The 15,019-nt window shown below is 56.6% G+C and carries 11 protein-coding genes; 6 read left to right on the top strand and 5 right to left on the bottom strand.

The genetic code is table 11. The features are described from left to right. The coding region (locus QJ48_RS01220; protein ID WP_157261463.1) for a thioesterase domain-containing protein at nt 1–1,409 on the top strand (1,409 nt) is incomplete at its 5' end. Between the two features lie 102 nt (nt 1,410–1,511). Here the strand turns inward: QJ48_RS01220 and QJ48_RS01215 are convergent. Together QJ48_RS01215 and QJ48_RS01210 are read right to left on the bottom strand one after the other, a co-directional pair. After that, nucleotides 1,512–2,276 (bottom strand): ANT(4')-I family aminoglycoside nucleotidyltransferase, encoded by a 765-nt coding sequence (locus tag QJ48_RS01215; protein WP_054971849.1) that lies wholly within the window; start codon nt 2,274–2,276, stop codon nt 1,512–1,514. Between the two features lie 186 nt (nt 2,277–2,462). Next, nucleotides 2,463–2,996 carry a hypothetical protein gene (locus tag QJ48_RS01210; protein WP_054971848.1) on the bottom strand — a complete coding sequence of 178 codons (534 nt, stop codon included), beginning with the start codon at nt 2,994–2,996 and terminating at the stop codon, nt 2,463–2,465. 104 nt (nt 2,997–3,100) lie between these two features. Here QJ48_RS01210 and QJ48_RS01205 point away from each other — a divergent pair, with 104 nt between their 5' ends. Next, nucleotides 3,101–3,694, top strand: coding sequence for a TetR/AcrR family transcriptional regulator (locus tag QJ48_RS01205; RefSeq protein WP_054971847.1), 594 nt, complete (start codon nt 3,101–3,103; stop codon nt 3,692–3,694). 82 nt (nt 3,695–3,776) lie between these two features. On the opposite strand, the gene pdxK is transcribed toward QJ48_RS01205, so the two are convergent. Next, nucleotides 3,777–4,586 (bottom strand): pyridoxine/pyridoxal/pyridoxamine kinase, encoded by an 810-nt coding sequence (gene pdxK, locus QJ48_RS01200; protein WP_054971846.1) that lies wholly within the window; start codon nt 4,584–4,586, stop codon nt 3,777–3,779. A 111-nt stretch (nt 4,587–4,697) separates the two neighbouring features. Beyond that, complete coding sequence (locus tag QJ48_RS01195) at nt 4,698–5,834, bottom strand: glycerate kinase (RefSeq protein WP_054971845.1); 1,137 nt, start codon at nt 5,832–5,834, stop codon at nt 4,698–4,700. A gap of 187 nt (nt 5,835–6,021) precedes the next feature. Between QJ48_RS01195 and QJ48_RS01190 the strand changes: the two genes are divergently transcribed. Beyond that, nucleotides 6,022–8,046 carry a penicillin-binding transpeptidase domain-containing protein gene (locus tag QJ48_RS01190; RefSeq protein WP_054971844.1) on the top strand — a complete coding sequence of 675 codons (2,025 nt, stop codon included), beginning with the start codon at nt 6,022–6,024 and terminating at the stop codon, nt 8,044–8,046. Between the two features lie 162 nt (nt 8,047–8,208). Next, complete coding sequence (locus QJ48_RS01185; RefSeq protein WP_054971843.1) at nt 8,209–9,150, top strand: serine/threonine-protein kinase; 942 nt, start codon at nt 8,209–8,211, stop codon at nt 9,148–9,150. Nucleotides 9,151–9,838: 688 nt separating this feature from the next. Here the strand turns inward: QJ48_RS01185 and QJ48_RS01180 are convergent. Then, nucleotides 9,839–11,860 carry a VWA domain-containing protein gene (locus tag QJ48_RS01180; protein WP_054971842.1) on the bottom strand — a complete coding sequence of 674 codons (2,022 nt, stop codon included), beginning with the start codon at nt 11,858–11,860 and terminating at the stop codon, nt 9,839–9,841. A gap of 416 nt (nt 11,861–12,276) precedes the next feature. Between QJ48_RS01180 and QJ48_RS01175 the strand changes: the two genes are divergently transcribed. Both QJ48_RS01175 and QJ48_RS01170 read left to right on the top strand, forming a co-directional pair. Beyond that, nucleotides 12,277–14,448 (top strand): hypothetical protein, encoded by a 2,172-nt coding sequence (locus QJ48_RS01175; protein ID WP_054971851.1) that lies wholly within the window; start codon nt 12,277–12,279, stop codon nt 14,446–14,448. 122 nt (nt 14,449–14,570) lie between these two features. After that, the gene (locus tag QJ48_RS01170; protein ID WP_054971841.1) at nt 14,571–14,996 is read left to right on the top strand and encodes a hypothetical protein; all 426 of its coding nucleotides are present in this window, start codon (nt 14,571–14,573) and stop codon (nt 14,994–14,996) included. Nucleotides 14,997–15,019: the final 23 nt, after the last annotated feature.

The following is a 15,019-nucleotide window of genomic DNA, read 5'->3' as shown; positions in this document are numbered from 1 at the left end:
CGAATCCGTACGAGATTGGCGGACGGATGTACAAGACGGGCGATTTGGCCCGCTGGCTGCCGGACGGAACGATCGAATATATGGGCCGGATCGACCATCAGGTGAAAATCCGGGGGTACCGGATCGAGCTGGGCGAGGTGGAAGCGCAGCTCTTGAAGGTGGAGCCTGTACAAGAGGCGATCGTTCTGGCACGGGAGGACGAAAGCGGCGCGAAGCAGTTATGCGCATATTTCCTGGCAGCCCGATCCCTGACGGTAAGCGAACTCAGAGCGGCACTGTCGCGGGAAATACCGGCCTATATGATCCCGTCGTACTTTGTGCAGGTGGAGCGGATGCCGCTGACGCCGAATGGAAAGATCGACCGCAAAGCGCTGCCTGCGCCCGAAGGAAGCGTCCCGACGGGGATGGAATACGTAGCTCCGCGCACGTCGCTGGAAGCCCGGTTGACGGAAATTTGGCAGGAGGTGCTCGGACTTCCGAACATTGGGGTTCAGGATAACTTCTTCGATCTTGGCGGACATTCCTTAAAAGTACTGCAAATGCTCCAGAAGGTTTCGGTGGAATTGGACGTTCAAGTTCCTCTGCATACGGTGTTTAAAATGCCGACCGTCGAAGCTATGGCTCATGAAATCGGCAAGCGCGAGGCGGAAAAGGCGTTTGGCAGCGAGGAGAACGACATTGTACGCTTGAACGAGAAAGGACCGGTCAATGTTTTCTGCTTCCCTCCGTTGGCGGGATACGGCATCGGGTATTACGAAATGGCAAGGCAGCTTGAAAATCATTGTGTCGTCTACGGTCTGGAGTTTATCGGGGATCGTTCTTCTCACGAGGACATGCTGGAGCAATATATCGATTCCATTCGGAGTATTCAAGAGCAAGGGCCTTATATCTTCCTGGGTTATTCGATCGGAGGCAATCTGGCGTTCGAGGTGGCCAAGGCTATGGAGAACCGGGGATACCAAGTGTCGGATATTATTATGATCGATGCGTTAAGGCGTACGGAAACGATCAAATCTTCGCCGGAGGGAACGTCCGATCAAATCGAGCAAATACTGGATGGACTTTCCGACACATACAAATCCTACCTGACGGAACCGTCCGCTCGGGAAAAAGTGAAAAACAAAATGTACGCCTATGCCTTGTACCGGAATGAGCTCCTCAATACCGGAGCCGTTCAAGCGAACATTCACGCTTTGGTTGCCGGAGGTTCGGCTGCGGGAATCGCTGCTCCGGATGATGCCTTATTATGGCGGCAGGCCACGCAGAACCATTATGCCGAATATGAAGTCGTCGGAAGTCACGATGTGGTGCTCGACCCCGGATTTATCGAGGAAAACGCCAAGGTTCTCCGTACTATCGTAAAAAAAGTGATTCAGGAGACCCGCCAGTTAAATCCGACGCTTTCGTAGCAAACGGATTTGTAACGTGCCGGCGTTTCCGCTGCATATGCGTAAGCTTGATAAGGGCTGCCGGAGTTGTTCCGGCAGCCCTTGTCCGTGCATGATTTCCTTTTAAAATGGAATTTGTTCCGTGATAAACGGATAGTCATGCTCTTCCGCCCACGCTTGCAGGCCGCTCCAAAATGCCTCACACGTCAGAAAGACGCGGTCCGGGTCGGACAGCTCGCCGGACAGCACGAGCTGTGCCAGCGCATCGAAGCCGGCGGGCCTGTCGGGCAGGGTCATTGCTTCGGGAATGACCTTGGCTCCCGTAGAGTAGGTCGTCCGATGATGCAGCCCGATGAGCATCGCGCCGAAATGCGCGGTTTCCATGGCCAGATAAGGCAGGTACGTCCGCGGGCCTTGGGCGTTGGCGTTGCGCCATTTGCCGGCGAATTCGAACATTTCGCCGACCAGAATGCCGCGGATGTTTTCCCGGAAATCGGCTTCGTCCGGCGATTGGACCGCTTCTTTCAGCTCATCGAAAAAGCCGTCCGGGTCGTACAGCGGCAGAGCCGTAAGGAATGCGCCGTGGGACAGAGGCCATGTATCCTCGACGGTCCGCGCGTACTGCAGCAGCTCCTCCTCGCTGTACACGTTCACCTCCGCTTTCCAGACCCCGGCCGCCCATTCGTGGCTGAAGTCGACCGGTTCGTCTCCCGAGCGGAGAACGCATAGCATCTCGGTGTCCGAGAACGGCCCGTCCGTGCCGCGCGCCATGGAGCCGTAGAGGCCGATCGCTTTTAGGTTGTCGCCGTAAACCTGCTTAAGCCGGTCGGCAATTTCACGGGCAATGGCCCGTCTTTCTTCTTTGGTTACCGCCTGTGGTCCGTTCATTCGTTTGCACGCTCCTTGGTAAAAGTTGAGGCTGGTTTCGCGCACTGCTTCGAACGGAGGCGGCGGTCCCCGGGGTTAACGGGGGACTTTTAGGCGAGGCATGAGCATCGGCCTCCTTTTGGAAAAAAATGTACGTTTGTCTTACTCTTACGTGCGAAAGGGGCATAAGGTTTCGGCCAAATTCGGCTATGCTTTTTTGGGCCAGAAGGTATAGCTGAAGCTCCATACAAAATCGATCCCCAGCACGATCGCCCAGCGCCAGATCATGCTCCACAAGTCGGCTGTTCGGCTGTTGTCGTCGACGAACCAGATCATGCCGAGCAGAATCAGGCAGCCGATGATCCAGGCCAGGAGGTGAAGAAACCACGTCTGCCGTTCGCGGCGGGCATGGGCTGCGCCGTGCTTGGGCTTCGGTTCGGGCGCCGGAGCCCCTGCGAACCGGTGGGCGAACCGTTTGTCGGCCCACCGGATCATCCGGTGGCCAAAGGCGATGGATACGCCGATATAGACGGCGGCGAGGCCGTGTATGAAGCTGGCGGTCGCCCCGTTGCGCAAATCCATGACGGTCGCGATAATCAGGACCAGATCGACCACCGGCGTGGCGACCAGCAAAAGAGCTCCGATTCGTTTCATGCCCAAAATATAGCGGAAGACAAGTCCGGCGACGACAAACACCCAGAAGCCAATTTCACAACCGATAATAAATGCGGCTATCGTCATACAATCAGTCCTTTCTTTTCTTTTTTTTGATACACTTGTATTGCTAAGCAGGGTTTATTTTAGCATTGTTGTATTAAAAAAAACAACCGTGCTATAATCGGAACATGCCTAAAATCGTAAACCATGAAGAACGACGGGAGCATTTGGCGGAAGCGGTGTGGCGGATTATTCGAAGGGAAGGGCTGGAAGGGGTCAGCGTGCGCAGTGTCGCGGAGGAAGCCGGCATGTCTCTTGGCTCGCTGCGTCATTACTTCGATTCGCAATCGGCTTTATTGGCTTTCTCCATGCGGCTCGTCGCCGAACGGATAAAAAAACGTATACAGTCGCTTCCGCAGGACGGCGACCCCCGGGAACATATCGAAACGCTGATCGGTCAAATCGTGCCGCTGGACGAAGAACGCTTGGCGGAAAGTCAAATCTGGATGGCCTTTTCGACTTTTGCTTTGACCGAGCCGGACTTGAGGCCGCTGAGCCGGGAAATTCACGACTCGCTGCGGGACGTGTTCCGTAAAATCTTCGAAACCCTCGACCAGTCGCAGCTGCTGAAGCCTGGCCTTGACTCGGAGCTGGAAGCGAAGCGGTTCCACGCGTTGGTGGACGGTTTGGTCGTACACGGCGTCATCGCCTCCGAGGTCATAAGTGCGGAAGAAATTGCGGGGATCATTGAGCGGCATCTGGACAGCTTGCTTGAACCGTAACGCTGTCGCTGGCAGAAAGGATAAAGAGCCTGTCTCGGAGACAGGCTCTTTGATATGGAGAAACGTTAAATTAATTCAACGCTTACCCGAACTGGCGCAGCGCCGAATGGCGGGTCGGGCCGACAAAGCCGTTCAGCGGAAAGCCGTGCCGGATGGCCGCGCTGATGAACCGTTTTGCGGTGCCGACCGCTTCTTTGACGTCGGCGCCTTTGGCAAGCTCGGCCGTAATGGCCGCGGAGTACGTGCATCCGGCTCCGTGCGTATAGGTGGTGGAAATTTTGTCCGATTCGTACAGCTCGAATGCCTTTCCGTCATAAAGCAAGTCGACCGCCTGCGGATGATTCAGCTTCGCGCCGCCCTTGATCAGGACGTACTTGACGCCTGTCGCATGGATGATCTGTGCCGCTTCTTTCATGTCCTCCAGCGTTTGAATCGGCGGACGGTTCGCAAGCTGCGCCGCTTCGAACAAATTCGGAGTAACGACGTCCGCGATCGGGACGAGCAGCTCCCGCAGGGCTACGGTGGATTCGGGATGGAGCGCCTCGTCGTTGCCTTTGCAGACCATCACAGGGTCCACGACGATACGCTGCAGCCCTTTGCCTTTGAGCGTGCGCGTGACGAGCTCGATCAGTTCGACGGAGCCGAGCATGCCTGTCTTGAGCGCATCGACGCCGATGCCGTCAAGCACGGTTTGCAACTGGGCTTCGACGGTAGGCAAAGCGACCGGATGAACGCCGTGGTGCCATTGGTTGTTCGGGTCCATCGTGACGACCGTCGTGAGAACCGTCATCCCGTAGACGTCGCGTTCCTGGAACGTTTTCAAATCGGCTTGAATTCCGGCGCCGCCGCTTGTATCGGAGCCGGCAATGGTTAACGCTTTTGGTATGCTCATAGTACTTCTCTCCCCGGATGAATGAAGTTGCATTTATGACCTATCCTATCACGTTGGCGCAAAATTTCAATCGAAAATTCGCGGATTCCCCCAAAAAATGCCAAAAGATGACTATCGCCGCTTGGCGCCCTGCAGCAGGCGCATCATTTGGGCTGCCGCTTCGCTCGCCCACTCCGCGGCGCGCCCGACCGCTTCCTGCAAATCGCAAGGCTTGCGCACGATGGGCAAAGCCGCCGTCAGACCGAGGTCGTCCAACTGCTCTGCGGGCAGCTCCAGACTGCCGCACAAGGCGACTACCGGCACCCCTGCGTCGCGGGCCTTGCGGCAGATGCCGGCAATCGCTTTGCCGGACAGCGTCTGTGCATCCAGCCGGCCTTCGCCGGTGATTACCCAGTCGGCGTCCCGAAGCTGTGCTTCGAACTTCGCCTTCTCCAGCACGATGTCGATGCCGGAGCGAAGCTCCGCGCCCAGGAACGCGTGCAGCCCGGCCCCCATTCCGCCGGCCGCGCCGCCGCCCGGCAGCGCAAGCACGTCGATGCCTGTTTGCCGGCGAATGACGTCGGCCCACTGCCTCAGCGCCCGATCCAGCGCCTGCGTCATGTCCGGCGTCGCGCCCTTCTGCGGGCCGAAGACGGCGGAAGCGCCCTCCGGCCCGCAGAGCGGGTTGCGGACGTCCGTCGCCGCCACGAAGCGGCATGCCGCGAGGCGCGGGTCCATGCCGGAGGCGTCGAAGCCGGCGAGTCCGGCGAGCGCTCCGCCCCCGGAGGGCAGCGGGACGCCGTCCGCTCCGTACCACCGGACGCCGAGCGCCTCCAGCATGCCTGCCCCGCCGTCGTTCGTCGCGCTGCCGCCGAGCCCGATGAGGAACTGGCGGCATCCGCGGTCCAATGCGGCCCGAATCAGCTCGCCCGTTCCGTAGGAGGAGGCGGCAAGAGGGTTGCGCCGCGCTTCGGGAACGAGCGGCAGCCCGGACGCCTGCGCCATTTCGACGACGGCGGTGCCGTCCTTCAGGATGCCGTAGACGGCCGTGACCGGCTCTCTGAGCGGTCCGCGAGCTTGTACTTCCACCCGGGCACCGCCGCAGGCATGCACAAGGCTGTCTACCGTGCCTTCCCCGCCGTCTGCGACCGGAAGCTCGACGATGTCGGCGTCCGGGACGACGCTCCGAATGCCGGAGCTCACGGCCCCGCACAGCTGCAGAGCTGACAGCGAGCCTTTGAACGAATCCGGCGCAATCACGATTTTCATGTGCCATTCCCCCGCAGATTCATAGAATAAGACGATTATACCACCGCGCTAAAAGCCGCATCCAACATTTCCGGCCGGTCCGGTCAGCGTTTCGTAAGGGAAATATCAGGAAGCTATTCGTTCTCCTTCTGTCGGCGCTTAGATACAATGGAAATGAGTGGATAGAGAGAGAGAGGGAGTGCTGAGATTGACCTATCGAACAGTTGCGAGGGGCGCCGGATGGGGTGTCCTGTTTGTCGCGCTGCTGCTGGCGCTCGCGGCCTGCAAGCCGGAGATGAAGCCGCCGGAAGAGGTGATGGACACATTCGTCGCCGCCTGGCAAAAGAAAGATTACGCAGCCATGTATTCCAGCTTGACGAGCCATGTTAAAGAATCCGTCACGCAAGAGGCATTCGTCAGCCGGCATCAAAACATTTATGAAGGAATCGGATTAACGGAGCTGCATATCACGGCGGAGCCGACGGAGAAAGACCCGAAAGCGAAGACGGATCAAATTCGGTATAAGCTGCATGTGGAAATGAAGACGTCGGCCGGACCGATCGAGTTCAACCAGACGGCGACGCTCCGCAAGGAAGAGCGCGCATGGGGAGTGGACTGGTCTTCGGCTTTTCTGTTTCCCCAGCTCAAGGACGCGGACAAGGTTCGCGTGCAGACGCTCCCGGCGAAGCGGGGAGAAATACTCGACCGCCAAGGCCATGGACTGGCCATCAACGAAGATCAATGGGAGGTCGGCCTCGTACCCGAAAAAATGGTCGAGCCGTCCGACGAGTCCGTGAGCAAGCTGGCGGCCCTGCTGAACCTGAAGCCGGAGGATATCCGGGCGAAGCTCGGCGCTTCGTGGGTAAAGCCGGAGCTTTTTGTCCCGATCGCGCTAATTCCCAAAGGCGATCCGCGGGAGAACGAGCTGCTTACGGTTCAAGGGACGGCTTACCGGACGAAGCAGGTACGTTCGTACCCGCTCGGCGCGGCCGCGGCTCATTTGACGGGCTACATCGGCAGGCTGAACGAGAAGGAGCTGGAGAAGCGCAAGGATAAAGGCTACCGGTCGGACGACTGGATCGGCAAAACCGGGCTGGAGCTGACGCTGGAGGACCGGCTGCGCGGTCGGGACGGCCAGCGCATTTACATTACGGATGCGGAGGGCCGGGACAAAGCGACGCTCGTCAAGCGCGATGCGGTGGATGGCGAAGACGTGAAGCTGACGATCGATTCCGTTATGCAGCAGGCGATGTTTCGGCAGATGGAGAATGATGCGGGAGCGGGGGTGGCGATGCAGCCGCTGACCGGCGAGCTGCTCGCGTTGGTAAGCACCCCGTCTTACGATCCGAACCTCTGGATCTCGGGCATTTCGGCCGAGCAGTGGAAGAAATGGACGGAGAACCCGGACAAGCCGCTATTCAACCGATACGCCAGCGCTTATGCGCCCGGGTCGGCGTTCAAGCCGATCACGGCGGCTATCGCTTTGGAGCAGGGGATGCTCGATCCGAACGAAGAGAAAGCCATTACCGGGAAGCAGTGGAAAAAGGATTCATCGTGGGGGAACTACTACGTGACGAGGGTGTCCGAGGCGGCGAGCGCGGTGAATTTGACGAAGGCGCTGATGTATTCGGACAACATCTATTTCGCTCAGGTGGCGCTAGGTTTAGGAGCGGAGCGTTTCGAGAAGGCCGCCGCCAAGTTCGGATTCGGCGAGAAGCTGCCGCTGCCGCTGGCGGTCGATGTCTCGTCGCTGTCGAACGCAGGCATCAAGAAGGAGGTCTTGCTGGCGGACTCCGGCTACGGGCAAGGGGAGGTCGTCATGTCGCCGCTGCATGTGGCGGATGCGTATACGGTTTTCGTGAATGACGGCAATATGATCAAGCCGGTGCTCGAATATGACGGCCGGACGACCGGTGAAGTGTGGAAAAGCGGATTGATCCGCCCCGAGGTGAGCCGCATGCTGACGGAGCAGATGAAGGAGGTCATCCAAAATCCCGCAGGGACCGGCCGTGCAGCGAGAATTGACGGGCTGACGCTGGCGGGCAAGACCGGTACGGCCGAGCTGAAGCAAAAGAAAGGGGAGTCCGGGCAGGAGAACGGCTGGTTCGTCGCTTACGATACCGACAAGCCGAAGCTGCTCGTCGCTTTGATGGTGGAGAAGGTGGAGGTGAGGGGTGGTAGTCGTCACCTTGCCGGGACAATCAAGGCATTGTTTCGGAGCTTCACGAAGTAAGCGTTCAGTGCCGCCGCCTGCGGAGCGCTCGCGTCCGTTCGATCGCAGATGCAGAAAATCCAATGGTTCCCAATTTCGATAGTTGTGATAAGATGGGAAAGGGGCTTGCGGGCCCGACTCAACCGAATCAAGGCGAATGTTCGAAACGAAGGAGCAATTTGGATGACCCGAGTCCTCGATGATGTGTGCCTTCAGCGGCATACGCTGCTAAAAGGCGGCGCCTACCGGATCGAAGAACGGCTGGCTTCGAGCGAGCTGTCCATCGTTTACACCGGATGCCCGGCGGAGGGAGAAGAGAGGCTTGCGATTAAGGAATTTTATCCCGGAAGCCTGGCTCTAAGAGATATGGACGGGAAGACGGTCTTATGCCGCCGTCCTTCGAGCCGCCGGAAGTTTGAAGGGCTGAACGATGCCTTCCGGAGGGAAGCTGCGATTCTAAGCCGGCTCCGGCATCGACATATCGTCGAATATATCGACAATTTCGAAGAAAACGGGACGAGCTATTTGGTAACCCGTTATTGCCCGGGCAAGCCGCTCGTGGATTTGATCCGGGAGGAGAAGCCTGCGGCGGCGCATTTGATCCGGAACGTACTGCTGCCGTTTCTGGATACGGTGGACTTCGTACACCGGCAAGGCATCATTCACCGGGATTTGAAGCCGGGGAATGTGATGATTTCGGAAGAAGGCCGGCCGGTGCTGCTGGATTTCGGTTCGGCCGTATCGCTCGCCGAGCCGGACGTCCGTCCGATTTTTACAACGTCCGGCTTCTCCCCGCTGGAGCTGTATTCGGAGAAGGCCCGTCAAGGAAAAAAGGCCGATTTATACAGCGCCGCCGCGATTTTATACTACAGCTTCACGGGGCGCGTTCCGGCGGACGTTTCCGGGCGGCTGATCGAGGACCGCATGGAAAGGGCGAGAACCGCGAACCCGGAGGTCAGCCTGCTGCTGTCGGGGATGATCCGATGGGGGCTTGCCGTTCAGCCGCGCAGAAGATGCCCGTCGCTGAAGCTGCTTAAGGCCGCTTTGCGGCTGGAGTATATGCGCCTCAAAGCCGGGAAGCGGCGGAAGCGCTTGGACACGCCTTCGGCCGTGTCCGAAAAATAAAGGAACTGCGAGGGCGCTATTCGGTTCATTTGCCGGGTCTGCCTCCGCTTAGAGGAACTGTGATGCGTTATCGATGCTTCGCAGGCACGGCGGAATATTTTTCGACACGGTTAGGGTGTCCCGAGTTCCGTTATTTTGCGAGGGAAGCGCCAAAAATCTTGGTTAGCTCATCGTAGTTCCTCTAAATCATGGTTGCCGATTCACAGACTAAATGCGCTCAAAATCGTTCCCGGGACAGGGTGGCAGCTCTGGCTGAACGATACTGGGGAATAATGGTGGATTCCGCCCGGGGTCGAGGAGCATGAGGGTACGGATATCCCGCCCAAATGTTGAGGGGTACGAGGAAAGGCGAGCGGCTTCCGTCCCAATGTCGAGGGGCGGAAGGAAAGGCCGATAGCTTCCGTCCCAATGTCGAGGGGGCGGAAGGAAAAGCCGGTAACTTCCGCCCTAATGTCGAGGGGGCAGAAGGAATGGCAAATAGCTTCCACCCAATGTCAAGGAGCAGGAGGACCGGCAGGCATCTTCCACACGCGCGAATGTCGAAGAGCATGAAGAGTAACTGACAGCCTCCGCCCGAATGCCCCGAAGGGAGAAAAGTGGCCCGGCGCGTTCTCCCCGAATCCATCGAGTATCCTCCTCGAATCCCCCACGCCTCTCCCGCGATTCAACGGCAAAAACCCAACCCCCGTTACAGGGCGTTGGGTTTTACTTCTTTATACCGCAGCTCGATTTCCGTCAAATGGTCCTCGAAGGTGATGTAAATTTTCTCGTTGTAGCTGATCGATTCCTTTTTGTTGCGGGGGATCGGCGTCCGGCCTTTTTCAATCGTGCAGCGCGTGTTGTGCCGGATCACAATCGTGCCGTTCTTCCCGGCTTCGATGATGATGTGCTCCGCCTCCGGCAGCGGCTCGTTGACGTCGAGGCTCGCGAACAGCTCGCGCAGGCTGATCTGCCGCTTCTCGAACGAAGCGAGAGGCCAGTACTTGACCGGAATGTCGCTGCCGCTCGCCGTATTGAGGAAGTACCCTTCCAGCCTTCCGGCAAAGCGCGGCTTCGGACGAAGCAGCCAATAGACGGCCCAAGCGGCCAGCAGCACGGCGAGCACGATGCCCGCGATGATCAAATAACGCTGCACGACGGAGTGCACGTTAATGACGAGATCCGAGGTGACGGAAGCTCCTTCGTCGTCCGTTACCGTCATCGTCAGAACCGCTTTGCCGGCATGCATAAAAGAAACGGTCAACGTATCGCCGTCCACCGTGAAGTCGGCCAGCTTGGCGTTGCTGTTGGAGGCGATTGTATAGCTCAGCTTGTCCTGATTCACATCGCGAAAATAGTTCTTAAGATCTATTTTGGCGTCTCCGTCTTCTTTCGTCAGTTCGATGGCCCCGCTGCCGATCGCTTCGGGCGCCGTGTTCGCAATATCCAGCTCGCTGACCGCCGTTTCCCGGTAAAAATCCGGGCTGCTCAGAAACACGCGGGCTTGATACTTGCCGGAATGAGGGAAGACCGTCTGCGTCTCGAAGCCGTTTCCGTTCAGCTTCATCGGCGTCCGTTCCTCCTTATTCGTCTGCAAATCTTTCACGATCAGCTCGGCCTTCATCGATTGGTACACGTCGGCGTCGGCCAGCTTGGCTCCGTCCGCCTGATGCAGCAGGAAGGCGGAAACGTTCGACGGCACGCCCTTAACCGGCTGGGAAAGCTCCATCCCAGCCTTTAAGCCGTAGTTGCCGAGCAGGCTGATTTTCACGAAATCCCCGGGCCTTGCTTTGAATTTCAGCAGAAAGGCGCCTTTTTGCGGCTGGGGTATTTTGAGCAGCGAATATTTGTCCGATTTCACGAACCGGATGTTTTTTGAATTGTAATACAGATGCGTTTCGGTGATCGGATGCTCCGAAAGCAGTACGATATTGGCTTCGTTCATGCTGCCGTTCGGAATGTTGACTGTCACTTCCTGCAGCTCCCCGGTGGCTGTAACAGCCGCGACGGGGACGAGCACGGAGCGGATTTGCTTGGCGAAAATGTTGTTGAAAATTTCTGGCAGATCCCCCGCGCTTTCCGTGATGAACGACGTGCCTCCCGTCTTGGCGGCAATCGATTCGAGCTGCGGCGCGTTGACCGAGCCGTCATGATTAAGCCCGACGGTGTAGATCGGGTAACCCTTCGCCTGCGCTTCCGCGATCACGCGCTCCACGTCTTTGTTCGAATCCTCGACTGATCTCCCTGTAAAAATAGGTCCAAAATCCGTGCCGCCATCCGACAGCAGAATCATAAACGGACGTCCGCCGCCTTTGCCGCTCCCGACAAGCTCCGACCCTTTGCTCAGCCCGAGGCCGAGATCCGTATAGCCGGAAAAGCGCAGCTCCGCGATTTTCTTTTTGAGCAGATTTTTCTGCTCCTCCTGGGTTAGCGGGGCGAGCGGCTGCGCTTCGACGATTTTATGGTTGTAGGCGACAAATCCGACTTGGGTGCGGGCCGCCTCGCTCATGTCCATAAACATTTTGATGACTTCCGCAGCGATCCGGTCCCGGTCCGTCGCGTTCATCGAATAACTGACGTCCATCACGAACACCGCGTCGAACCCCGGATTCGTATTGCCTTCGGCAAACGCCGATCCGAGAGGAACGAACAGCAGCGCCAGTGCGACAGCGATCGCCAAAATTCGCAGCCCGACCGGGACGCGCCTTCTTGTATGCATTTCCCCAACCATCAAAAACTCACCCTTCATTTGTAAAATGTGTGAAAGTACACCAAAACTGCTATAAACAATCGGCGAGACTTTACCGAAAAATTAGTACAGTGAGAAATAGTAAAAAAATACAGTTTTGTTAAGTTCGACACATTTTTGAAGGGGAGATGATGAAAAAGGGAATAAAAGGGTGGGTTTATATGGTTAATTCAGCATATAACAGAAGGGCCAAAAAATAAATGTGTTTACTCAAAAATGGGAAAATAGTACTTGATTATCTAGGATAAAATGACTATAAATATCCATAGTTGACAAAATAAAACATCACACTCTATGATTAGACCTGTGTTTTCGGCCTTCATCCAAAAATGCTCGGAAAGGAGTAGGCTATAAGAATCATGCGCCGGTTCCGGCAAGTTTTTATAGCCGACAGCCCAATGGACATCATCAATCAAACGAACCGCACCATGCTCTTCGAAGAGATCAACCCGGAAAAGCTCGATCTCGTCACGATCGTCGGGGACGTCAGAGGCATCGACAGCTTGAGCGACGACAAGATCAAGGAGATTAACCAGCATCTGCTCGTTCGCAGTTTCGACGAGTTTTTGGACAAGTTTTCGCCGACCGTGTACTCGTTTTTCAATGCGGCCAACCAGAAGGTTATGTATACCCTCAAGAAGCCGGAAGGGATTGCCGAGGACAGCATTTCGGAGATCAAGATCGACCAAAGCAACGATTTTCTAAAAATGCTGTTCACGCTGATCGACACGAAGCGCAGCCAAGGCATTCCGAACGTGGACTTTAAGTTCGAGAACCTGCTCGACATGATTTCCCCGAAAAAAGTGATGGACGACATCCGCCAAGTGCGCAAGGAAATCCATTATTTGTACGGGCAATACGACAAGCTGGACGACGGCGATCCGAAAAAGCTGGACCTCGGGGACAAGCTCAACATCATGTTCGAGGACGCCAGCAAAAACTATAACAACGTCATGGCCATGCTTCCGCTGGCGATCGAAGACATCAAGACCCGTCTTCTGCTCGGAGGGGCACAGGAAGAGAACGAATCCGAAGCGATTCAGATCGGGATGCTGATGATCGGCGATTCCGGCGAGCTGAAAATTATCGAAGCGCCGAAATCGGACTCGATGCAGCTCATGATCGCGGACGACAGCAGCACGAACGGCCTGATCAACGTATTCGAGGACGATTACGAGTCCGTGTCGGATACACCTTCCGCCTACGTCAAAGACCTGGTCGTGCGGACGTTCTGCCCGCTGCCTGCGGTTCAGAGCGAGATCGATACCGAGAAGGAAGTGCAGAACTACAACACGTATCTGGAGTTTTACAAAAACGCCAAGGACGAGTTCGTGAAGACCGTCAAGCCTTTGGTGGAAAAATTGTTGGGCATCAAAATGTTCTTCGACCAATACTCCACCAAAAACAAAGGCATGCAGCCTTCGATGCTGATCACGAACACCAAGCTGGACATGATCGTGAAAAGCAGCAACATTCCGAGGCTGGAAACGTACCTGAACACGGTCAACTCGAAGAACGATTTCACCGACACGATCTGGTTCGGCATCGTCCCTTCGGTGCAGCTCGATTCCTCCGGCGCTTCGAAGGTGAGCCGGGAGCGGTTCCGAGGCAACGAGAAGGTGGCCAAGCAGGACGGCAACACGATGGAATCGCTCACGATGCTGCTGCAGGTGATCAAGGACTTCAAGGTGCAGGTGTTCTTCAGCTTCGAGACCGGCGAAGAAACGACGTTCAACAGCATGGCTACCGCCGGCATCGACAAGTATATCGATAAATGCGGCTTGCTGGTTCGCAAAGAATTCAGCGAATTCGCGGTACCGTCGGTTCCGAACTTCACGATTATTCCGAAGGACAAGTCCGGTGTCGTCATCGACAGCAAAATGCTGCAAACCGAAGACGGCGGCGTTAAGCTGTCGCAGGAGAAGGAAGACATTCTGAAGCTCTGGATCGAAGGCGTTTACGTCGGCGCAGCCTATGTGGCGGCGGGGATCGTGGCGGCTTACCAGTGCCCGGAATATTTGCGCGAATCGTTCAAGACGGTCAGCCGGGAGTTCCCGGGCGTGCGCTTCGATATCGAGGCCGGGGAGAACGGTCTGCGTGCCGTCACGACGATGGCCAAGGAAATTTCCGGCTTCACGAACAACATCAAGGATTCGATCAACCGGAAAAACTTCGGCTTCGTGTTCTCTTCCGAGAATGCGCAGCTGCAGGGCAAAGACATCAAGCGCATCACCGTCTACAAAGCGAGAAGCCTTGCGTCAACCGATGACGGCTTCGATTCGATCTACAAAACACTGGTCAGCACGTACATCGAGCGCATCCTGCGCTTCCAAACCGGCGATTTCAAACACGACAACATCGTTAAATTTTTCAGCAACAATCCGAGCAGCCAAAAGAGCAAATGGCTCGGCACGCGGGGGTACGTCAACTCGATCATCCAGGACGGGGACGACATGAGCTACATTATCGACGATAAGAGCAACATGTGCCATATCGACCTGGTCTTCAACGGCAACGTGAAGAACCTCGAGGTGATGATCACGAAAGGGACCACCCCGGTTAAAGCGTAACGATGCTGAACAAACTTATGCGGTTGTTAAAGGAGAGCTTTCGCAAGCTCCCCTTTCAACATAAATCCCGGCAGCGCCAGACGCTGTCGGGGACCATACTTACCTTAAGGGAGGATTTATCTATGGGCTTCAGGCTGAAAGTAGAAGGCGCAGAAACAATCGAATTGGGCATGGACAACATTCAATCGGTGATTTACGACACGGATACGCCGAACGACTCCAACGCGAGATCGACCGACGTAGGCGCGTTCCTGAAAATCTCCGGTAAAATCATCACCGCAACGGACGGCGACAGCGCCGACGACACGATGAAGCTTGCTTTGTGGTCGCTCGTACCGGCTGAGAAATCCGACTGCTACCGCAAAGTGACGCTGGAAGTGATCGCTGCCAGCCAAGTGGTGCGCAAAATCTACTTCCCGAACGCGTTCGTCGTGGACTACCAAGAGCGCTTCGGCGACACGGAAGGCGTGGGCACGTTCACGCTCTTCATCAAGCAAAAGAAAGACAAAACGGAATTCGCCACAATCGAAGGCGGATACACCGTATAATCGGCTTGATCGGTTATTGCAAG

Origin of the sequence: Paenibacillus sp. A3 (genome assembly GCF_001399685.1) — a bacterium.
Lineage (GTDB): Bacteria > Bacillota > Bacilli > Paenibacillales > NBRC-103111 > Paenibacillus_G.
Note: the sequence above shows the minus strand (reverse complement) of the source record. Positions and strands in the feature narration are given on the sequence as shown.